Genomic DNA, 21,035 nt, shown 5'->3' with positions numbered 1-21,035 from the left:
TTGTAAAAACAACAAGACTCAAGAGGAGGAAAGCCAGATGGCTAAAGTACAAGATATTACACGTGAATCATGGATTCTCTCAACATTCCCAGAGTGGGGCACTTGGCTCAATGAAGAAATTGAACAAGAAGTTGTGCCTGCTGATAACTTTGCCATGTGGTGGCTAGGTAACTGTGGTGTTTGGATCAAGACACCTGGTGGTGCCAATATCGTCATGGACTTGTGGGCTTCACGCGGAAAATCAACTAAAAAAGTAAAAGATATGGTTTGGGGTCACCAAATGGCTAACATGGCGGGTGTTCGTAAACTCCAACCAAACTTGCGCGTGCAACCAATGGTCATCGATCCATTTGCCATCAATGAGTTGGACTACTACTTGGTATCTCACGTTCATAGCGATCACATGGATATCAACACAGCAGCAGCGATTTTGAACAATCCAAACCTCAATCATGTGAAATTTGTTGGACCAACTGAGTCAGGGGATATCTGGGAAAAATGGGGCGTACCTGCTGACCGTATCATCCGTATCGCACCAGGTGACAGCTTTGAATTTAAAGATGTCAAAGTTCATGCGGTAGAATCTTTTGACCGGACATGTTTGGTAACTCTTCCTATTGATGGCTACGAAGAAAACGGTGGCAACCTTAAAGGTCTTGCGGTGACAGATGAACTCATGGCTAAGAAAGCTGTCAACTACGTCTTTGAAACACCAGGCGGAACCATCTACCACGGTGCAGACTCACACTTCTCAAACTACTTTGCAAAACATGGTCGTGACTTTAAGATTGACGTGGCTATTAACAACTACGGGGACAACCCAATCGGTATTCAAGACAAGATGACTTCAATCGACCTGCTTCGTATGGCTGAAAATTTGCGTGCTAAAGTCATCATCCCAGTTCACTACGACATCTGGTCAAACTTCATGGCATCAACGGATGAGATTTTGGAACTTTGGAAGATGCGCAAAGAACGTTTGCAGTATGATTTCCATCCATTTATCTGGGAAGTGGGTGGTAAATACACTTATCCATTGGATAAAGATCGGATTGAATACCACCATCCACGTGGCTTTGATGACTGCTTCTTGGAAGATTCAAACATCCAATTCAAGGCATTGCTTTAATTAACACAGGAAGGGTTGTCCATCAGCCCTTTCATTATTCACTCAACCGAATTTAAAGAGGTATAATATGAAATTTTTCTTAGACACAGCTGATGTTTCAGCCATTAAATTGATCAATGAACTTGGAGTCGTCGATGGTGTGACGACCAATCCCTCTATCATTTCTAAAGAGGGACGTGATTTTGAAACGGTTATTAAGGAAATCTGTCAGATTGTTGACGGACCTGTTTCAGCTGAGGTGACGGGTGAAGCAGCAGAAGACATGATTGCTGAAGCTAGAAGCATTGCCCAATGGGCACCAAATGTGGTAGTTAAAATCCCTATGACAACCGAAGGCCTTAAAGCTGTTAATGTGCTTTCACGTGAAGGCATTAAAACAAATGTGACGCTGATTTTCACCGTTTCACAAGGGCTCATGGCTATCAAGGCAGGTGCGACTTATATTAGTCCTTTTGTCGGTCGTCTTGAAGACATTGGAACAGATGCCTATCAGCTAATTGCCGACTTGCGTGCTATTATTGACTTTTATGACTATGATGCTAAAATCATCGCTGCTAGCATCCGTAATACCGTTCATGTGGAAGAAGTAGCTAAGCTTGGTGCGCATATTGCGACCATCCCAGATGCCTTATTTGCTAAGATGACCCAACACCCACTGACAGCTCAAGGTCTCGAAATTTTCGCCAAAGACTGGGCTGCCTTCAAACAATAAGGAGAATAGGATGTCAAATCTTTCAGTAAACGCGATTCGCTTCCTTGGAATCGACGCCATCAACAAAGCTAACTCTGGTCACCCGGGTGTGGTCATGGGTGCTGCACCGATGGCCTACAGCCTCTTCACAAACCACCTACGCATTACGCCTGAGCAACCAAACTGGATTAACCGTGACCGTTTTGTCTTGTCAGCTGGTCATGGCTCTATGCTCTTGTACGCTCTCTTGCACCTTTCAGGCTATAGTGATGTGACAATTGATGAGTTGCAAAATTTCCGTCAATGGGGCTCTAAAACACCTGGTCATCCAGAAGTGACCCATACAGCTGGTGTTGATGCGACATCTGGTCCTCTTGGACAAGGAATTTCAACTGCCGTTGGTTTTGCCCAAGCAGAGCGTTTCTTGGCTGCAAAATACAACAAAGATGGCTTTCCAATCTTTGACCACTATACCTACGTTATCGCTGGTGACGGGGACTTCATGGAAGGTGTATCTGCTGAAGCATCTTCTTATGCGGGTCTTCAAAACTTGGAAAAATTGATTGTTCTCTACGATTCAAACGATATCTGTTTGGACGGTGAAACCAAGGATGCCTTCTCTGAAAACATCCGTGCCCGTTACGACGCCTACGGCTGGCATACAGCTCTCGTTGAAGACGGTACAGACTTGGCAGCTATTTCTGCAGCGATTGAAACGGCAAAAACTGCTGGCAAACCAAGCTTGATCGAAGTGAAAACTGTTATCGGACATGGTTCACCAAACAAAGGTGGGACCAATGCCGTTCATGGTGCGCCTCTTGGTGCTGATGAAACAGCTGCAACCCGTGCCAACCTTGGTTGGGACTACGCACCGTTTGAAGTACCGGCAGATGTCTACGCAGACTTCAAAGTAAATGTTGCGGACCGCGGTCAAACAGCCTACACGGCTTGGGAAAAATTGGTTGCAGACTACAAGGCTGCCTACCCAGAAGTAGCAAGTGACATCGATGCCATCGTAGCTGGTCAAGCACCTGTGACGATCACGGAAAAAGACTTCCCAGTCTACGACAATGGCTTCTCACAAGCAACTCGTAACTCGTCACAAGATGCGATCAACGCAGCAGCTGCAGTCTTGCCAACCTTCTTGGGTGGTTCTGCTGACTTGGCTCACTCCAACATGACCTACATCAAGGCTGACGGCCTCCAAGACAGCAAAAACCCACTCAACCGCAACATCCAGTTTGGTGTGCGTGAGTTTGCCATGGGTACTGTCTTGAACGGTATGGCGCTTCACGGTGGACTCCGCGTCTACGGTGGTACCTTCTTCGTCTTCTCTGACTATGTCAAAGCGGCGATGCGTCTGTCAGCTATCCAAGAATTGCCGGTGACTTATGTCTTTACCCATGATTCTATCGCCGTTGGTGAAGATGGCCCAACCCACGAGCCAATCGAGCACTTGGCAGGACTCCGTGCCGTGCCAAACCTCAACGTCATCCGTCCAGCGGATGCGCGTGAAACACAAGCTGCTTGGCACTTGGCTCTCACCAGCACATCGACTCCAACAGCACTTGTCTTGACCCGTCAAAATTTAACCGTTGAAGAAGGCACAGACTTTGGTAAAGTAGAAAAAGGTGCCTATGTGGTCTACGATACAGCTGATTTTGATACGATTCTGATCGCTTCTGGTTCAGAAGTAAACTTGGCTGTGAAGGCAGCCAAAGAATTAGTCGCTCAAGGTGACAAGGTACGTGTCGTATCTTTTCCATCAACAGAGCTCTTTGATGCACAAGACGCAGCTTACAAAGAAGAAATCTTGCCATCAAGTGTTCGCCGTCGTGTGGCGATTGAAATGGCTGCAACGCAAAGCTGGTACAAGTATGTCGGCCTTGACGGTGCTGTCATCGGTATCGACAAGTTTGGTGCCTCAGCTCCAGCTCAAACTGTTATCGACAACTACGGCTTCACCGTTGAAAATGTCGTAAACATAGTGAAAGGCTTGTAAGAAAATATCATCCCATCAACCTGAGAAATCAGGTTGATTTTTTGTTGTAATGTGGAGTTATTTTGTTTGCTAAGTGAATGCTACGCCAGCCTTTCTTACTTGATTTTGGTGGTGTTATCCTGTATTTATTATCTTTATAAAGGATTTAAGAAAGTTAGAAGGGAGGGAGTCTATTTTGCTTGCTTTGATGCCGGGCAGAGTCGAATAGTTGGTTGATTTGAGAAATTTTTACCGTAGGATAGTATCAGATTATCTTAGTTTTTTGCTAGAATCTAGCTCTGCTATGAGTTATACTAGGAAAAAAACTAAAGGAGTATGACCATGACCTATACTTTTCCGAAAGATTTTCTCTGGGGTGGAGCGACTGCAGCCAACCAGTTTGAAGGTGCCTACAATGTTGACGGCAAGGGGCTGTCTGTACAGGATGTAACCCCTCGAGGCGGCGTACCAGCTAAGGCTGGAGACCACAATCCCTTGATTACAGATGAACCAACGCCTGATAACCTCAAGCTTGAAGGAATTGATTTTTACAATCGCTACAAGGAAGACATCGCTCTCTTTGCTGAAATGGGCTTCAAGGTCTTTCGCATGTCTATCGCTTGGTCACGGATTTTCCCAAATGGTGATGAAACAGAGCCAAACGAAGCTGGTTTAGCCTTTTATGACAAGGTCTTTGATGAATTGGCCAAGTATGGGATCGAACCTCTGGTGACCTTGTCCCACTATGAGACACCGCTTTATTTGGCACGTCACTACAATGGTTGGGCCAATCGTGATTTGATTAGATTCTATGAGAACTATGTCCGTACAGTCTTCACGCGTTATAAGGATAAGGTTAAATACTGGCTGACCTTTAATGAGGTCAACTCTGTTCTACACGCACCGTTCATGTCTGGAGGGATTGCCACACCTTATGAGGACTTGTCTAAGCAAGACCTCTACCAGGCGGTTCACCACGAATTGGTAGCCTCAGCTTTGGCTACTAAAATCGGTCATGAAATCAATCCAGACTTTAAGATTGGCTGTATGGTTTTGGCCATGCCTGCCTATGGGATGACGTCAAATCCACTGGATCAGCTGGCTGCGCGTGAGTTTGAAAACCAAAATTATCTCTTCTCAGACATCCATGTTCGTGGAAAATATCCAAACTACATCAAGCGTTATTTCCGTGACAATGGCATCGAGATCCAGTTTGCAGACGGCGATGAAGAGATGCTTAAAAACACTGTCGACTTTATCTCCTTCTCTTACTACATGTCTGTGGCTCAGGCTCATAATCCTGAGGACTATGCTGTCGGCAAGGGAAATATCATGGGTGGAATTTCTAACCCTTATCTGGAATCATCTGAATGGGGCTGGCAAATTGACCCAGTGGGTCTTCGTCTGGTGCTCAACGATTTCTACGACCGCTACCAGTTACCACTCTTCATTGTGGAAAATGGGTTAGGTGCTAAGGATGTCCTCGTAGATGGCCCTGACGGTCCAACAGTCGAAGATGACTATCGTATTGATTACTTGCAAAAACACTTGGTGCAAGTAGGAGAAGCCCTGCAGGATGGGGTTGAGCTCATGGGTTACACAACCTGGGGGCCAATTGATTTGGTCTCAGCTTCCACAGCAGAGCTCAGCAAACGCTATGGCTTTATCTACGTTGATCGTAATGACGATGGTACAGGTACACTGGCTCGCTACAAGAAGAAATCCTTCAACTGGTACAAGGAAGTCATCGCCACTGACGGTGCTAGTCTTTACAAATAAAATAAGAACCGAACACCTTGTCTAGTCAAAGCTGGAGCCGTGTTCGGTTTTTTCGTTTTTAAAATCTAGTGGTCAACCTGTTCTCATAATACTCACTTAAAATCTCAATAGACAGGGCAGGCTGACGTAGGCATAAGAGAGTTAGGCAAGGAAACCTAACGACGTATAGTTTTGATTTTGGAAGAGTATAAGATAAAAACTGTTGGCTCTGCTATGGTCCATCCAAGAACTTTCTGTGAGAATAGCAGAGCTGGTTCAAGTTGCTAGCATTGATAGTACAATTTTAAAAATGACTTAAAGTTCATCTCAAAATTCATAGAATAGTATCAGTCTTTCATATGATAGTAGAAGAAAGTCAGCTCCACAAGCAGTATGATAGTATCATCACTAACAAGGAGGTTCGTCATGTCCGAACAAAAACGATTCCCAGAAGGCTTCCTCTGGGGTGGAGCAACAGCTGCCAACCAATTTGAAGGAGGCTTTGGCCAAGGTGGTCGTGGGTTTGCTACATCTGATACTGCTCGCGCAGTCTCACCTGAAGAACGCAAGACCATGAGCGGTGAATTTACGACTCCGATGACGCTTGAAAAACTCAAGTTTGCCATGGAAGATACTGAAGGTCTCTATCCCAAACGTTGGGGTTCTGATTTCTACAATCGCTATAAGGAAGATATCGCCCTCTATGCTGAAATGGGCTTCAAGACTTTCCGTCTGTCTATCGCTTGGCCACGGATTTTCCCAAATGGCGACGAGCTGGAACCAAACGAAGAAGGACTGGCTTTCTACGACAAGGTCTTTGATGAACTCAATAAATATGGTATCGAACCGCTGGTAACGCTCTCTCACTACGAGTTTCCAATCCACTTGGTAACGGAGTACGGTGGTTGGAAAAACCGCAAGGTTGTCGACTTCTTTGTCCGCTATGCGGAGACGGTTTTCAATCGCTACAAGGGCAAGGTTAAGTACTGGTTGACCTTCAATGAAATCAATATCCTTGGCATGACAGGCTACCTGTCTGGCGGTTTGCTCTTTGAAGACGGTAAACTCCATCTGGATGAAATGTACCAAGCGGTTCACCATCAGTTTATCGCGTCAGCCTTGGCTACAAAAGCAGCCCATGAGATTGATCCAGACTACAAGGTCGGTATGATGCTGGCTCGCATGGAAGCTTACCCAGCAACCTGCCATCCAGATGACATCATGAATGCAGTTCAAAAGGACCAGTCTAACCTCTTTTACTCTGATGTGCAGGTCCGAGGAAAATACCCTCGTTACATGAACCGTTTCTTCAAGGAAAACAATATCACCATTCACTTCGAACCAGGTGATGAGGCAATCTTGGCTCAATATCCAGTAGACTTCATGAGTTTTTCTTACTATATGACTTCTGTGACTCGCCATCCAAACAACCAAACAGACGAGCAAAAGACAGCCGGGAACCTCTTGTTAGGAGAAGCAAACCCTTATCTTGAGGCCTCTGATTGGAGTTGGCAGATTGACCCAGTGGGTCTGCGCGTAACCCTCAACAAGCTCTACGACCGTTACCAAATCCCACTCTTTATCGTGGAAAATGGTCTCGGTGCCTTGGATACAGTAGAAGCAGACGGCTCTATTCATGATAGCTATCGTATCGACTACTTGGAAAAACACGTTAAACAAATGTATGAAGCCATTGAGGACGGTGTGGAGCTCATGGGCTATACTTGGTGGGGCTGTACCGACCTGGTCTCTGCCTCAACTTCTGAGATGTCTAAGCGCTACGGTTTTGTATACGTGGACGCTGATGACCAAGGTAATGGAAGCTTTGACCGCTCCCGTAAGGATTCCTTCTTCTATTACAAGGAACTCATCGCCAGCAACGCCGCTAATATTTTGAACGATTAAAGACAAGCAGAGGTTAGGGACTTCCTGACCTCACTTGGTATTTTCTCGATTTTTTGGACTTTTAGGACATAGCAGAGCAGGGATTCGGATGAGACGAGAGCCTGCGAACTTGATTTTACAAAATAGGAGATGACATGACACGAAAAATTTATATCATGCGTCACGGAGAGACGCTTTTCAACACTCAAAAACGGGTTCAGGGTTGGTGTGATTCACCACTGACCGAAAACGGTATCGCCCAAGCCCAGGTAGCAGGCGCCTATTTCAATGAAGAGGGAGTGACTTTTGACAAGGTTTATTCCTCAACTCAAGAACGAGCGACGGACACAGCTAAAATTGTCTCTGGAATCGAGCAGGTCCAACAACTCAAGGGCCTCAAGGAAATGAATTTTGGGAGTTTTGAAGCCCAGCCTGAACATCTCTTACCTAAATTCCGCCCAGGTGCCAAGTCCTTTGAGGATTTACTGGTGTCCTATGGTGGAGAGGATATTATCCAAGTTGGCAAACGGGTTAAGGATTGTGTTGAAGAGGTGCTTGAGATGGCCGATGGAGAAACCTTACTCATGGTTAGCCACGGTGCTGCCATGTGGGGGCTCATGCTAGAGTTGGGCATTACATTTCCTGAGGGACTATATTTTACCAACTGTTCAATCTGTGAATTTGAGGTGACAGATAAGCAGTTAAACTTAGTGAAATTGATTGACCCGCTGGCAGAGAAAATCTATGACTTCTAAGGAGATGACATGACCAAATCACTTTACCTCATGCGCCACGGAGAAACGCTTTTTAATACCCAAAAGAGAATTCAGGGGTGGTGTGACTCACCACTGACAGAATTAGGACAGGACCAAGCTAGGCAAGCTCGCGCCTATTTCGAAGAGGCTGGGCTGACCTTCGATGCCCTCTATTGTTCGACAGCTGAGCGAACTGCTGACACCCTGGAATTGGTGACAGGACGGACTGATTACAAGCGTCTGAAAGGGCTCCGCGAGTGGGGCTTTGGCCGTATGGAAGGTCAACCGGAGTACCTGCACCCAACCCCACAACCAGGCCAAATCGGCCATGGAGACTACTATAAAATCCACCATGGTGGGGAGAGTCAGGAAGAGTTGGGGCAGCGCATCAAGGGAGCGGTCTTTGACATTGCTGAGAGAACAGCAGAAGGAGAGACAGTGCTTGCGGTCAGCCATGCAGGTGCTCTCATGAACTTTATGTTTCAACTAGATTTGAAGGCATATCCGCTTCTCCATATCAGTAATTGCATTATTTTTCACTATGAGGTGGAGGATGGACAGTTTCATTTGGTAGAACTGATTGACCCTATTACGGGCCAAGTCTTTCCGTCTATTTATCCTAGCCTAGAAGAAGTGACAGCTGATTTTTTCAAAAACCACAAATGAAAGAGGAAATTACTATGACAACAAAACTGTATCTCATGCGCCATGGACAAACACGGTTTAACCTACAAGGGCGTATTCAAGGAGCCTGTGATTCTCCGCTGACGGAGCTAGGTATTGAGCAGGCTCGTGCAGCCCATGCTTATTTTGTAGCAAAAGGCATTGCCTTTGACGCAGTCTATAGCTCAACCCAGGAAAGAGCCTGTGATACGGCTGAATTGGCCAGCGATCGGACAGATATCACAAGGCTTAAAGGCCTCAAGGAAATGGACTTTGGGGCCTTTGAAGGTCAGCAGGAGTATCTCAATCCTCCCCTGCAACCAAACATTGGCTACGGTGATTATTTTGTGACCTATGGTGGCGAGGGGTCCATGTCCGTTAGAGAGCGCATGGGCAAGACTGTTACAGATCTCCTTGAGCAGCATCCAGGACAAACTCTTCTGGCAGTTAGCCACGGTGCAGCCATTGCCCAATTTTACCGTGGGGTGTTACAAGACCCTCCTCAAGTTCGTTTGAGCAATTGTGCCATTCTAGAATTTGATTATGAGGACGGCCATTATGATTTGCTTTCTATCTACGATCCGGTTAATAAGGAAAACCTCTATAGCAAAGATTAAACTCAATATATTATATAAAACATCCAATTTTCTTTAAAAGCAATAGCAGAGCGGTTGACTTGCACAGGCCGAACGCATGAAGAAAATTTTGTTTTCAGATAACGTATTTTCATGAAAAATGATATCTTTTATAATAAATTTTTGCTATAATTTTATGTAGAAATAAGAAAAACTCTACTTACTTATGTAAAATTCATGAAAATATTTTGAAAAAATGCATGTATCCAGAAAATGGCTACATGCATTTTCTTCATGAGTACGTCGTATTGACTTGCAGTGTTTAGCTTGTGAAAGCCCTCTATTTCTGATAAAATTAGATATATTAGTTCAAAGGAGAGAACTCTGTGAAAGTCGAAAAGGTCTATAACAATAATGTTGTTCAAGTTAGAGATGACTCGGACCATGAGTTGATTGTCATGGGGCGTGGTCTCGGCTTTCAAAAGAAAACGGGGGATTTTCTTGATGAGACCCTAATTGAAAAACGCTTTGTTCTTGAGGGCAAGGAAGAGGCTCAGGCCTTCGGTCAAATCTATGGAGATCTTGATGGTCAAGAAATTACCCTAGTCATGGATATGATTCATGAGGCTGAAGAGGTTCTTGGCGAAACTTTTGATACGAATTTTTATATGTCTTTTGCGGATCATATTCACTATACGATTGAACGGGTGCGCAGTGGATTTCAGATACAAAATCCCTTATTTTGGGAAGTTCGCAAGTTCTATCCCCAGGAATTTGAATTGGGTAAAACCTTCGTCAGTCGCTTGGAGCAGGCCTATACTCTTCATCTAGGCGAAGAAGAGGCTGCCTCAATCGCTTTGCATTTTATCAACGCCCAAAAAGAGAGCAAGTCAGGCGAGAAGAATCTCAAGATGGCCAAGATTGTTCAGGAGTTACTGGATATTGTCCGCCTTCACTTTGGGGCTCAGCTGGATGAGTCAGATATTGCCTATACCCGATTTGTGACTCATGTTCAGTATTTTGCCCAACGGATTGTCAATGGCATGATTCAGGGGAATAACGATGCCTTTCTCTATGAGCAGGTGCAGAACAACTATCCCAAGGCCTTTGCCTGTTGCCAAAAGATTAATCAATTAGTGGAAGCAGCCTATGAGTTTCCAATGAGCTTGGATGAGCAGGTCTATCTGACCATTCATATTCAACGCCTTCAGGTCAAGCAGGCACAATAGCCTTTGGCTATGCTAGACCAACCAGAAATAATAAGCAAAGAAACTGAGACTTTTGTCCAGCTTCTTTTCATCTAATCTCAAAAAAGGAATACCATGTTACAAACAAAAATAAATGGCAAGACCCTCCTGGTCTACCTGCTAGGGAATTTAGTGCTGGCTTTTGGAGTTTGTCTCAATACCAAGACCAGTTTGGGAGTAGCTCCAGTCACCTCTGTACCCTACGTTATATCACAAATTCTCAATCTGCCGCTGAGCGTTGTGAACTTTGTCTTTCTCAGTCTGTTAATTGGAGTGCAGTTTTTACTGCTGGGCAAGGCATTTAGACTTCTCCAAATGACCCAGGTTTTTGCCAGCTTTTTAGGAAGTGCCTTTATCCAGCTTTTTGACCAGATTCTTGTCGTACCAGATAACTGGACTTGGCGGATTTTGGCTATGCTGCTGGGGATAACTGCGACAGGGATTGGGGCTTCTGTCACGGTTGGGATGAGAGTTATTCCTAACCCTGCCGATGCTCTTGCTGAAACTATCGGCCTTGTTTGCAAACGAAACTTTGGCTTTGGGAAAAACATTCTCGATGCCTGTGCGATATCTCTGTCATTGTCGTTGGGTCTCCTTGCTAGAGGACATATCATTGGAATTGGGCTAGGAACAGCAGTGGCGATGGTGTTGACAGGTCGAGTGATAGCGCTCTGCCATCCTTATACTGAAAAACTTTATAGTTACTTGACTAAAGATAGATAACATTTTATTTACTCATATTTTAAGGCAAACAGTACTATATTTGCTTAAATTTATCATCTAAAAACACGAGCTACAATCATTATGATTCCCAATGATTGTAGCTCGTGTTTATTTAGATTATTTTAGGTTTAAAATAGAGTTTGAAAAGAAAATCTTATTCAAATTCAGCCTTAGACTTGGTGTCAGCGTATTCTTCTGGGGTTTCTAAGCTTAGAATATCTTCGTAGGCTGGAAGTTGAATATCTTTGCCGTACTTATTGCGAAGAGCAGTCGTGACCAGACGATAGGCCAGGTTGGCATTACGGGAAAGGATTGGCCCGTGGAAGTAGGAGCCGAATACATTTTTATAATGAACGCCCTCAGTTCCGTCTTCACTATTGTTTCCTTGTCCGTAGACAATTTTTCCCAGTGGCTTTTCATCGTCTGAGAGGAAGGTTCGCCCTTGGTGATTTTCAAAACCGTAGTAGGTTTCGTTGAATTCTTCATTGTGGATTTTGATATCTCCGATATAGCGGTTGTTGGTTTGATTGAGGGTGTAGTGCCCCATCACTCCCAGACCTTCAATGCGCTCGCCATTTGCTTGGATGTAATATTGCCCCAGCAATTGAAAACCGCCACAGATGGCCAACATGACGCGCTCATCCCTGATGTACTCTTCAATAGCTAAGCGTTTGGCTGGTAAATCTTTAGCCACTAAGGTTTGTTCGAAGTCTTGACCGCCACCAAAGAAAGCCAAGTCATAGTGCTTGTTTTCAAAACGATCGTGTATGGAGACAATATCAACAGTCACATGGGCACCTAGCTTTTCAGCAACGTACTTGAGCATAAGGACATTACCGTTGTCTCCGTAGGTGTTCATCAAATCACCATACAGGTGGGCCATATTAAGCTGAAAACGATAAGTTTTGTCTACAGGAGATTGTAAAGAAGTATAGACCATTAGTTCATCTCCTTTCTCACAGCCTTGCGATTGGCAAGGAGTTCACGAAATTCTAGCATGGCAGTATAAGTAGCTAAAATGTAAGCGTGCTGGCAGTCTTGTTTTTCAATGAGGGCCAAAATATCCTCTAATTTTTTAGCTTGGGTAATTTTTTCTTGAGGATAGCCTGTGACGCGGAGGCGACGGGCAATCTCAGAATGACGGACACCGCCAGCATTTACCTCAGGAATATCCATATCCAAGATGGATTCAAAATTTGCATCCCAAATCCAACTGGTATCAATCCCATCGGCATAGTTGGCATTGAGGAGAACAGAGAGGGAGAAGGGATAAGGAGCTAGCTTAATCATATCCAAAGCCTGGCTGGCACCAACAGGGTTTTTGATGAGGACCAAGGTACAGGACTTGTCACCAATTGTGAAGGTTTCTTGACGACCGAAGACCGCCCGGCTCTTTTGGAAACCAGCCTTGATGATTTCTGGTGCCACTCCGAAGTGCTCAGCTACCGCAACGGCAGCCAAGGCATTGTAGATATTGTAGAGCCCACCAACATTGATTTCATAATCGTGACCGTCAATGATAAACTTGGCATTGGTGTTGGTAATTTCAGTCAATTCCGTTAGAGCGTAATCGAGACGTGGACGATGGAAGCCACAGTTCTCACAGACGTAATCACCGAGGTTAGCATAGGTGTTGAGGCGGAACTTAATGACACTCTGACACTCTGGGCAGACGATTCCCTCTGTATTATAGTGGGCTAAGCGTGGCTCATGTTTTTCTGTGTCAAAGCCATAAAAGGCCATAGGATTAACCGTTTCTTTGGCATGAAAGAGTGGACTATCACCGTTGGCTAAGATAGTAGCCTGGGGCGCCTTAGCAGCACCATCTAAGATAAACTGGTAGGTGGTGTAAATCTCCCCATAGCGATCCATCTGGTCACGGAAAATATTGGTGAAGACAAAGAGGCTTGGCTTGAGGTACTCTGTAATCTTAGGGAGGCTGGCCTCGTCAATTTCTAATACCGCAATTTTCTTACCGTTTTTGTTAGGTTTGGCAGTTAAAAAGGTTGAGGTAATCCCTGTAATCATATTAGCCCCAGAAGGGTTGGTTACGATGGTCCCAAAAGCTTCTTGTAGGATACCAACTGTTAGCGCTGTCGTTAGTGTTTTCCCGTTTGTTCCAGTAACAACGACGATTTCATAGTCTTTAGCGAGAGTGTCGAGGATATCCTTATCAAATTGCAGAGCTAACTTGCCTGGCAGGGTTGAGCCACGACCGAGTTTGCTGAGGATAAAGTGGGCTGATTTTCCAGCCAAAATTCCTAATTGTGTTTTTAAAGTCATGGCTATATTTTACCATAAGTTAATCCTATTTTGTTAAAGAAAAATATTAGGAAATATGGTATAATCAAATGGTCTTAAAAAACTTCTAACTAGATTAGAAGTTTTAAACTGGGATGAGGTAAGTATGAGTAGTTTATTTTCAGCAGATTCCAGCTTTTGGTCTACCATTTTTGCATCTCCGTGGAGTATTCTTATTCACGTGATCGATATTTTAATCGTGGCCTGGCTGATTTATAAGTTTATTAAGTCAATGGCAGGATCCAAAATCATGTCTTTGGTCTTGGGGATTGTCTTATTTATTGCTTTGCGATTTGTAGCAGAGTTAGTTGGATTAACGACTATCGCCTACCTGATGAATCAGGTTGTCACTTATGGTGTTATTGCCGTTGTTGTCATCTTTGCGCCAGAAATCCGAACTGCCTTGGAGAAATTTGGGCGAACGCCCCAGCAATTTTTGCAAAATCAGAATATCTCAGAAGAGGAACGTTTAGTATCGTCCTTGGTTAAGGCTGCCCAGTACATGGCGCCAAGGAAAATTGGAGCTTTGATATCAATCGAACGTAACCAGACACTGAGAGAGTATATAGATACCGGTATTCCTTTGGATGCCGACATCTCAAGTCAGTTACTGATTAATATTTTTATTCCGAATACCCCTCTACACGACGGAGCAGTTATCATTAAGGGTAAGAAAATTGCTTCAGCTTGTTCCTATCTGCCTCTATCTGAGTCAACTAATATTTCTAAGGAATTCGGAACCAGGCATCGGGCTGCAATTGGGCTAGGTGAGCATTCTGATGCAGTAACCTTGATTATCTCTGAGGAAACAGGGGCTATTTCATTAGCCTATAAGAACCATTTTTTACATGCTTTGACGCTTGATAAGCTGGAACAAAAATTGTCGGAACTCTTTGTACCTACAGAGATAAACTCTTCATGGCTTCAACAATTGCTGAGGAGGTTTACCAAATGATAAAAAAACTTTTCAGCAGTATATTCAATAAGGATACTGGTATTGCCTTGGTATCTTTGTTGTTTGCTTTTGTTATTTTTCTAACCGCAGAATCAGTCAATTACAATAGAGCAGGAACAAGTAGTTCTAAGGTTACAGAGACTTATTCTCACACACTTGAAAATGTACCGATTAATTTTAAGTATGATTCGAATACTTATTTTATATCAGGTTATTCTTACGAAACATCTGTCTACTTGACCTCTATCAATCGTGTTAATTTGGATTCCGAAATCAATGCTGATACACGAAGTTTTCAAGTTGTGGCAGATTTGAGTGGATTGACAGAAGGAACGCATGAAGTTGCCTTACAGGTCACAGATTTATTGACGGGTGTTACTGCAGAGGTTACGCCAGCTAATGTCTCAGTAACAATAGGTAAAAAGCAAACCAAAGATTTTCAAGCTCAGCTGGATGAAAGTAAACTCACCTTTGCAGATGGCATTATTTTAACAGATTATACCTTTGATCAAGAAAGTGTTTCAGTGACAAGTGATGAGACGACCATTGGTCAAATTGATCATGTCGAAGCATATTTAACTAAAGACGAAACGATTTCAGGTAATACAGATGTCAGTGTAACTTTTAGAGCAGTTTCAGCATCAGGTACAATTTTACCAGCATCGATTACTCCGTCTAGTGCTAACGTTTCTATTCAGACGAAAAAGTTGACAAAAACGGTACCAGTACGAGTCGAGTTAACAGGTAATCTAGATAATTCTGTTTCTAAGGTTACTTTTGAGGCACAATATACTGATGTCGTTATCTCAGGTAGCCAGGAAAATCTCGATAAGATTGGTGAAGTGGTGGTTTCCGTAGATGTATCAAGCTTAACGAATTCGATGACCAAGCCGGTTTCTCTATCTGCAGATAGTGTTACGGTTCAACCTGCGACCATGAGTTTAAAATTAACCGTAACGAAAAAAACAGATAATACTACCAGTACAAAAACTGGTCAATAATATACAAAAGAAAATGCAAAAGAAAATGGAGGAAGATGCTTAGCATCTAAATGTAACATGGGAAAATATTTTGGTACGGATGGAGTCCGTGGAGAAGCAAACGTTGAACTGACACCTGAATTGGCCTTCAAATTGGGCCGGTTTGGAGGTTATGTCCTCAGCCAACATGAAACAAGAACCCCTAAAGTTTTTGTCGGTCGTGATACGCGTATCTCCGGTCAAATGCTAGAGTCTGCCTTGATTGCTGGACTTTTGTCTGTGGGGATTGAGGTTTATACACTTGGAGTTATTGCAACGCCTGGTGTTGCTTACTTGGTTCGTACGGAAAATGCCAGTGCTGGGGTCATGATTTCTGCCAGCCACAACCCTGCCCTAGACAACGGGATTAAATTTTTCGGTGGTGATGGCTTTAAATTAGCAGATGACCAAGAATTGGAAATCGAAGCTCTTCTTGATGCAGAAACTGATGGCCTTCCTCGTCCGTCTGCCCAAGGTCTTGGACGCTTGGTCGATTATCCAGAAGGTCTGCGTAAATATGAGAAGTTCTTAGTATCGACAGGGCTTGATCTTGACGGCATTAAAGTAGCCCTTGATGGGGCTAATGGAGCGGCCTATCGTTCAGCTCGTCATATTTTCCTTGACCTCAATGCAGACATTGAAGTTATCGGTGACCAGCCAGACGGTCTGAACATTAACGATGGTATCGGATCAACTCATCCTGAGCAATTGCAAGAATTGGTTAAAAAGACGAATGCGGATATTGGTTTGGCCTTTGACGGTGATAGTGACCGCCTAATTGCCGTTGATGAAAAAGGGGAAATCGTTGATGGTGACCGAATCATGTACATCATCGGGAAATACATGTCTGAAAAAGGGCTCTTGGCTCAAAATACTATCGTCACGACGGTAATGTCCAACCTTGGCTTCCACAAGGCCTTGGATGCTGCTCAAATCGATAAGGCTATTACAGCTGTTGGTGACCGTTACGTTGTAGAAGAAATGCGTAAATCTGGCTTTAACCTCGGTGGAGAACAGTCAGGTCACGTTATTATCATGGACTACAATACAACAGGTGATGGGCAATTGACCGCTATTCAACTGACAAAAGTCATGAAAGAAACTGGTAAAACTCTATCTGAACTAGCAGCAGAAGTGACTATCTATCCACAAAAATTGGTTAATATTCGTGTTGAGAACAGCATGAAAGATAAGGCTATGGAAGTTCCAGCCATTGCCGAAATCATTGGAAAAATGGAAGCTGAAATGGCAGGTAATGGTCGTATCTTGGTTCGTCCAAGTGGTACAGAGCCTCTCCTGCGCGTGATGGCAGAGGCACCGACTGATGAGGCTGTTGACTATTACGTTGACACCATCGCAGACGTTGTCCGTGTTGAAATTGGTATTGATTAATAAATAAAGAGCTGGGAAATCATTCTGGCTCTTTTATAGTTTCGAGGGAGTACTTGTTCCTATAGTCACCCACTCTATCTTGTGTTATAATAAAAGGCAATGATTAACACAGTATCACGTGGGAAACTTTTAAAACCGACCACAGATATTTTGTTTTTAAAAGATAATAAAATGATTGATGGATTAGAAAGACAAAGTAAGTTATGATTATTTCAAGTGTTTCTCAGGGATTGCTTTATGCGGTCCTTGGTCTGGGAATTTATATGACCTTCCGTATTTTGAAGTTCCCAGACATGACGGCGGAAGGTTCCTTTCCTCTAGGTGGTGCAGTAGCCATTACCCTCATCACCAATGGTGTTAGCCCAATTTTAGCAACTCTGGCTGCAGTTAGTGCAGGATGTCTGACGGGACTTGTCACTGGGCTTCTTTATACCAAAGGCAAAATCCCAACTCTTCTCGCGGGGATTTTGGTCATGACTTCTTGCCATTCCATCATGCTTATGATTATGGGCCGAGCCAATCTGGGGATTGGTAATAGTAAAACTCTTCAAAGTCTCTTTCCCTTCGCAACCTCGACTAATTTACTCTTTTTGGGCTTGCTGGTTGTAGCGCTTGTGATCGGGGCTATGATTTTCTTCCTAAACACTCGACTTGGTCAGGCCTATATCGCAACGGGAGATAATCCAGATATGGCTCGGAGTTTCGGTATTCATACAGATCGCATGGAACTTCTAGGTTTAATTTTGGGGAACGGGGTTATCGCTCTAGCAGGGGCCCTTATTTGTCAACAGGACGGCTACGCAGACGTCTCAAAAGGGATTGGCGTTATCGTTATCGGTCTGGCTAGTATCATTATCGGTGAGGTTTTATTTGCCTCATCGCTGAGCTTACTGGAGCGGCTCATTACTATCGCAGTCGGATCCATTGTATATCAATTTTTGATTACCGCTGTTATTGCTCTTGGATTTAATACCAACTATTTAAGAATGTTCTCGGCTATTGTGCTTGCCATTGCCCTGATGATTCCAGAATTCAAGCAAAAAATCATGAAAGGAGCGCGTCTGAACCGATGAAAACCATAATCGAACTTAAAAATGCGACTGTCCAAGTCAACAATGGTTTTGATGCCTTTAAGACTATCCTGGATGATGTCTCACTAGATATTTACGAACATGATTTTATTACCATTCTTGGTGGAAACGGGGCTGGAAAATCAACTCTCTTCAACGTGATTGCTGGGACACTGATGCTGACAAGTGGAAGTATTCATATTCTCGGAGAAGATGTCACCGATCTCCCTGCTGAAAAACGGGCCAAGTATCTTGCCCGTGTCTTCCAAGATCCCAAGATGGGAACGGCTCCTCGGATGACGGTTGCAGAAAATCTACTGGTTGCTAAGTTTCGTGGGGAAAAGCGCGGTCTTCGTCCCCGTCAAATTCACCTGTATACGGAAGAATTCCAAACTCTCATCAGCAAAATTGGGAATGGTATCGAAAACCATTTAGAGACTCCGACAGAGCTCTTGTCAGGTGGTCAACGTCAAGCCCTTAGCCTTCTAATGGCAACTGTCAAGCGACCAGAGCTCCTCTTGCTGGATGAGCACACCGCAGCCCTTGACCCTAAAACCAGTGTTTCCCTCATGAATTTGACTGATGAATTGGTAAGGCAACAAGCCTTGACGGCCCTCATGATTACCCATCACATGGAGGATGCCCTCAAATATGGCAATCGTCTGATTGTCATGAAAGATGGAAAAATTATTCAAGATTTGACTGCTGATGAAAAAGCCAAGATGGTTCTTTCTGATTACTACAGTTTATTTGAATAGAAAACTAAGGGAGCTGGTAGGCTCCCTTTTAAAATGTAAGTATTTAGATGAATGATTTCCTGAGCAGTTAGAGTTATTTTATGGTATACTAATAGGGATCTAGCAATAGGCTAGCTACAGTAATTCGACTTATTGACCCGGGCCGTGAAGTGCGAGCAATAAGGGCCGTATGTAATAAAATAAACTCAAAGGAGACTCGTGTGAGTGATATTAAACTAATCGCCCTAGGTGGCGTGCGTGAAAATGGTAAAAATTTCTACATTGCAGAAATTAACCAAGCTATTTTTATTTTAGATGCGGGGCTGAAGTACCCTGAAAATGAACAGCTTGGTGTAGATGTTGTCGTCCCTAACTTTGACTACTTGATTGAAAACAAGGACCGTGTACAAGGTGTTTTTCTGACTCATGGACATGCAGACTCTATTGGTGCCCTGCCTTATTTATTACAAGAAGTCAAGGTTCCAGTTTTTGGATCTGAGTTGACGATTGAATTAGCAAAATTGGTTGTTAAAGGACTGGATAAGACCAAGAAATTTGATAATTTCCATATTGTAGATAGTGAGACAGAGATTGAATTTTCTGATGCAACTGTATCCTTCTTTAAAACAACACACTCCATTCCAGAAAGTCTGGGTATTGTCCTTAAAACAAATAAAGGTAATATTGTCTATACAGGAGACTTTAAATTTGACCAGGCTGCAGATAAACTCTATGAAACTGACTTGGGTCGTCTAGCAGAAATTGGTCGTGAAGGTGTTTTAGCTCTGCTATCTGACTCAGCAAATGCAGACTCAACGGTTCAAGTAGCCAGTGAATCAGAAGTTGGTGTTGAAATTGATAATGTGATTGCAGATGCTCAAGGACGAGTGATTGTAGCAGCAGTAGCAAGTAATCTGGTACGGATTCAACAGATTTTCACATCAGCAGCTCTACATGGTCGTCGTGTCGTCTTGACAGGTCATGATGTGGAAAATATTGTTCGTACAGCTATCCGACTCAAGAAACTGAAGATTGATAACGAAAAACTCATTATCAAACCCAAAGATATGGAACGTTTTGAGGATCACGAATTGATTATTCTTGAAACAGGTCGAATGGGAGAACCAATCAACGGACTTAGCAAAATGGCTATCGGTCGTCATCGCTATGTTCAAATTAAAGATGGAGACTTAGTCTATATTATCACAACGCCAAACGTAGCTAAGGAGGCTGTTGTTGCTCGAGTTGAAAACCTCATCTACAAGGCTGGTGGTTCTGTTAAACTGATTACAGATACTCTTCGTGTCTCTGGACATGCCAATGGTAGAGACTTACAACTTCTTATTAACCTCTTGAAACCCCGTTATCTCTTTCCAATCCAAGGAGAATACCGTCAACTCGCTGCTCATGCAGAGTTAGCTCAAGAAATTGGAATGTTTCCTGAAAATATTTACATCGTTAAGCGTGGAGATATCATGGTTTACGATGAAAAAGAAGGTTTCCTCCATCAAGGTGGTGTTCCGGCAGCAGACGTCATGATTGATGGTAATGTGATGGGAGACGTTGGGAACATCGTTTTGCGTGATCGTAAAGTTCTTTCTGAGGATGGTATCTTCATTGTTGCCTTGACTGTCAATAAGCGTCAGAAAAAAATTATCTCTAAGGCGAAGGTCCATACGCGAGGATTTGTATATGTGAAGAAGAGTCGAGATATCCTGCGTGAGTCAGCTGAAATCGTTAATACTAGTGTGGAAGCTTATTTAGCTGGAGATCAATTTGACTGGAGTGAACTAAAATCTCTGATTCGTGATGAGGTTAGTAAGTATCTCTTTGATCAGACTAAACGCCGTCCTGCTATCCTACCAGTGGTGATGGAAGTGCGTTAATTTAGTAATTCTTTATGGCTAGCAACGTCTTTAGCGGTACAAAAAGATAGAGAAGAAGGCCCCTACTCGAATAAGTTGCGAGTAGGGGCCTTTTTTAACGAATAAGAAAGGGGCTGGGACAAAAGTCCTAGCCTCTCAATCGTTTTTGGATTATCAAGCAAGACGCAGTGGTTGAGTGGGCTCTAATTCGCTGATTTTACTAGCTTTTATAGCCCTACTCAACTGTGCGGAGGTGGGACGACAAAATCAAACCCTTCGGGTTACTGATT

Annotated in this window: 18 protein-coding genes; 16 read left to right on the top strand and 2 right to left on the bottom strand. The window is 43.6% G+C overall.

What is annotated here, in order from left to right:
• Positions 1-37 precede the first annotated feature (37 nt).
• The 10 genes from ulaG (at position 38) to ACFORF_RS05955 (ending at position 11,406) form a co-directional block, all read left to right on the top strand.
• Positions 38-1,129, top strand: coding sequence for an L-ascorbate 6-phosphate lactonase (gene ulaG, locus ACFORF_RS06000; protein WP_380426373.1), 1,092 nt, complete (start codon positions 38-40; stop codon positions 1,127-1,129).
• Positions 1,130-1,196: 67 nt separating this feature from the next.
• On the top strand, positions 1,197-1,841 hold the full coding sequence (gene fsa / locus ACFORF_RS05995) for a fructose-6-phosphate aldolase (RefSeq protein ID WP_380426371.1): 645 nt from the start codon (positions 1,197-1,199) through the stop codon (positions 1,839-1,841).
• A gap of 10 nt (positions 1,842-1,851) precedes the next feature.
• The gene (gene tkt, locus ACFORF_RS05990) at positions 1,852-3,822 is read left to right on the top strand and encodes a transketolase (protein WP_380426369.1); all 1,971 of its coding nucleotides are present in this window, start codon (positions 1,852-1,854) and stop codon (positions 3,820-3,822) included.
• A 321-nt stretch (positions 3,823-4,143) separates the two neighbouring features.
• On the top strand, positions 4,144-5,580 hold the full coding sequence (locus ACFORF_RS05985; protein WP_380426366.1) for a glycoside hydrolase family 1 protein: 1,437 nt from the start codon (positions 4,144-4,146) through the stop codon (positions 5,578-5,580).
• 405 nt (positions 5,581-5,985) lie between these two features.
• Complete coding sequence (locus ACFORF_RS05980) at positions 5,986-7,464, top strand: 6-phospho-beta-glucosidase (protein ID WP_380426364.1); 1,479 nt, start codon at positions 5,986-5,988, stop codon at positions 7,462-7,464.
• 134 nt (positions 7,465-7,598) lie between these two features.
• Positions 7,599-8,198, top strand: a complete 600-nt coding sequence (locus ACFORF_RS05975; RefSeq protein ID WP_380426362.1) for a histidine phosphatase family protein — start codon at positions 7,599-7,601, stop codon at positions 8,196-8,198.
• A 9-nt stretch (positions 8,199-8,207) separates the two neighbouring features.
• On the top strand, positions 8,208-8,864 hold the full coding sequence (locus ACFORF_RS05970; protein WP_380426360.1) for a histidine phosphatase family protein: 657 nt from the start codon (positions 8,208-8,210) through the stop codon (positions 8,862-8,864).
• Positions 8,865-8,878: 14 nt separating this feature from the next.
• Positions 8,879-9,478, top strand: coding sequence for a histidine phosphatase family protein (locus ACFORF_RS05965; RefSeq protein WP_380426358.1), 600 nt, complete (start codon positions 8,879-8,881; stop codon positions 9,476-9,478).
• 344 nt (positions 9,479-9,822) lie between these two features.
• Positions 9,823-10,665 carry a BglG family transcription antiterminator LicT gene (licT, locus tag ACFORF_RS05960; protein ID WP_380426356.1) on the top strand — a complete coding sequence of 281 codons (843 nt, stop codon included), beginning with the start codon at positions 9,823-9,825 and terminating at the stop codon, positions 10,663-10,665.
• Positions 10,666-10,758: 93 nt separating this feature from the next.
• The gene (locus ACFORF_RS05955; RefSeq protein WP_380426354.1) at positions 10,759-11,406 is read left to right on the top strand and encodes a YczE/YyaS/YitT family protein; all 648 of its coding nucleotides are present in this window, start codon (positions 10,759-10,761) and stop codon (positions 11,404-11,406) included.
• 154 nt (positions 11,407-11,560) lie between these two features.
• Here the strand turns inward: ACFORF_RS05955 and gatD are convergent, their stop codons facing one another.
• Complete coding sequence (gene gatD / locus ACFORF_RS05950) at positions 11,561-12,346, bottom strand: lipid II isoglutaminyl synthase subunit GatD (protein ID WP_380426352.1); 786 nt, start codon at positions 12,344-12,346, stop codon at positions 11,561-11,563.
• Positions 12,346-13,689 carry a lipid II isoglutaminyl synthase subunit MurT gene (gene murT, locus ACFORF_RS05945; RefSeq protein WP_380426350.1) on the bottom strand — a complete coding sequence of 448 codons (1,344 nt, stop codon included), beginning with the start codon at positions 13,687-13,689 and terminating at the stop codon, positions 12,346-12,348. The genes gatD and murT overlap by 1 nt, the downstream gene beginning before the upstream one ends.
• Before the next feature lie 124 nt (positions 13,690-13,813).
• Here murT and cdaA point away from each other — a divergent pair, with 124 nt between their 5' ends.
• The 6 genes from cdaA to ACFORF_RS05915 all read left to right on the top strand — a co-directional run bounded on the left by cdaA (position 13,814) and on the right by ACFORF_RS05915 (position 20,766).
• Positions 13,814-14,662, top strand: a complete 849-nt coding sequence (cdaA, locus tag ACFORF_RS05940; RefSeq protein WP_380426348.1) for a diadenylate cyclase CdaA — start codon at positions 13,814-13,816, stop codon at positions 14,660-14,662.
• Positions 14,626-15,663 (top strand): CdaR family protein, encoded by a 1,038-nt coding sequence (locus tag ACFORF_RS05935; RefSeq protein ID WP_380426346.1) that lies wholly within the window; start codon positions 14,626-14,628, stop codon positions 15,661-15,663. The genes cdaA and ACFORF_RS05935 overlap by 37 nt, the downstream gene beginning before the upstream one ends.
• 57 nt (positions 15,664-15,720) lie before the next feature.
• The gene (gene glmM, locus ACFORF_RS05930; protein WP_380426344.1) at positions 15,721-17,073 is read left to right on the top strand and encodes a phosphoglucosamine mutase; all 1,353 of its coding nucleotides are present in this window, start codon (positions 15,721-15,723) and stop codon (positions 17,071-17,073) included.
• A 203-nt stretch (positions 17,074-17,276) separates the two neighbouring features.
• Positions 17,277-18,146: an ABC transporter permease gene (locus ACFORF_RS05925; RefSeq protein WP_380426342.1), complete on the top strand. Its 870-nt coding sequence runs from the start codon at positions 17,277-17,279 to the stop codon at positions 18,144-18,146.
• Positions 18,143-18,901, top strand: a complete 759-nt coding sequence (locus tag ACFORF_RS05920) for an ABC transporter ATP-binding protein (RefSeq protein ID WP_380426340.1) — start codon at positions 18,143-18,145, stop codon at positions 18,899-18,901. Before ACFORF_RS05925 ends, ACFORF_RS05920 begins: the two co-directional genes overlap by 4 nt.
• Positions 18,902-19,101: 200 nt before the next feature.
• Complete coding sequence (locus tag ACFORF_RS05915) at positions 19,102-20,766, top strand: ribonuclease J (protein WP_380426338.1); 1,665 nt, start codon at positions 19,102-19,104, stop codon at positions 20,764-20,766.
• Positions 20,767-21,035: the final 269 nt, after the last annotated feature.

Origin of the sequence: Streptococcus caprae, assembly GCF_042649745.1 — a bacterium.
Classification (GTDB): Bacteria; Bacillota; Bacilli; order Lactobacillales; family Streptococcaceae; genus Streptococcus; species Streptococcus caprae.
Note: the sequence above shows the minus strand (reverse complement) of the source record. Positions and strands in the feature narration are given on the sequence as shown.

Bases quoted from the DNA above. Each gene is read 5' to 3' on its own strand.
- ulaG (WP_380426373.1), top strand. From the start codon at position 38: ATGGCTAAAGTACAAGATATTACACGTGAATCATGGATTCTCTCAACA.
- fsa (WP_380426371.1), top strand. From the start codon at position 1,197: ATGAAATTTTTCTTAGACACAGCTGATGTTTCAGCCATTAAATTGATC.
- tkt (WP_380426369.1), top strand. From the start codon at position 1,852: ATGTCAAATCTTTCAGTAAACGCGATTCGCTTCCTTGGAATCGACGCC.
- ACFORF_RS05985 (WP_380426366.1), top strand. From the start codon at position 4,144: ATGACCTATACTTTTCCGAAAGATTTTCTCTGGGGTGGAGCGACTGCA.
- ACFORF_RS05980 (WP_380426364.1), top strand. From the start codon at position 5,986: ATGTCCGAACAAAAACGATTCCCAGAAGGCTTCCTCTGGGGTGGAGCA.
- ACFORF_RS05975 (WP_380426362.1), top strand. From the start codon at position 7,599: ATGACACGAAAAATTTATATCATGCGTCACGGAGAGACGCTTTTCAAC.
- ACFORF_RS05970 (WP_380426360.1), top strand. From the start codon at position 8,208: ATGACCAAATCACTTTACCTCATGCGCCACGGAGAAACGCTTTTTAAT.
- ACFORF_RS05965 (WP_380426358.1), top strand. From the start codon at position 8,879: ATGACAACAAAACTGTATCTCATGCGCCATGGACAAACACGGTTTAAC.
- ACFORF_RS05955 (WP_380426354.1), top strand. From the start codon at position 10,759: ATGTTACAAACAAAAATAAATGGCAAGACCCTCCTGGTCTACCTGCTA.
- gatD (WP_380426352.1), bottom strand. From the start codon at position 12,346: ATGGTCTATACTTCTTTACAATCTCCTGTAGACAAAACTTATCGTTTT.
- murT (WP_380426350.1), bottom strand. From the start codon at position 13,689: ATGACTTTAAAAACACAATTAGGAATTTTGGCTGGAAAATCAGCCCAC.
- cdaA (WP_380426348.1), top strand. From the start codon at position 13,814: ATGAGTAGTTTATTTTCAGCAGATTCCAGCTTTTGGTCTACCATTTTT.
- ACFORF_RS05935 (WP_380426346.1), top strand. From the start codon at position 14,626: ATGGCTTCAACAATTGCTGAGGAGGTTTACCAAATGATAAAAAAACTT.
- glmM (WP_380426344.1), top strand. From the start codon at position 15,721: ATGGGAAAATATTTTGGTACGGATGGAGTCCGTGGAGAAGCAAACGTT.
- ACFORF_RS05925 (WP_380426342.1), top strand. From the start codon at position 17,277: ATGATTATTTCAAGTGTTTCTCAGGGATTGCTTTATGCGGTCCTTGGT.
- ACFORF_RS05920 (WP_380426340.1), top strand. From the start codon at position 18,143: ATGAAAACCATAATCGAACTTAAAAATGCGACTGTCCAAGTCAACAAT.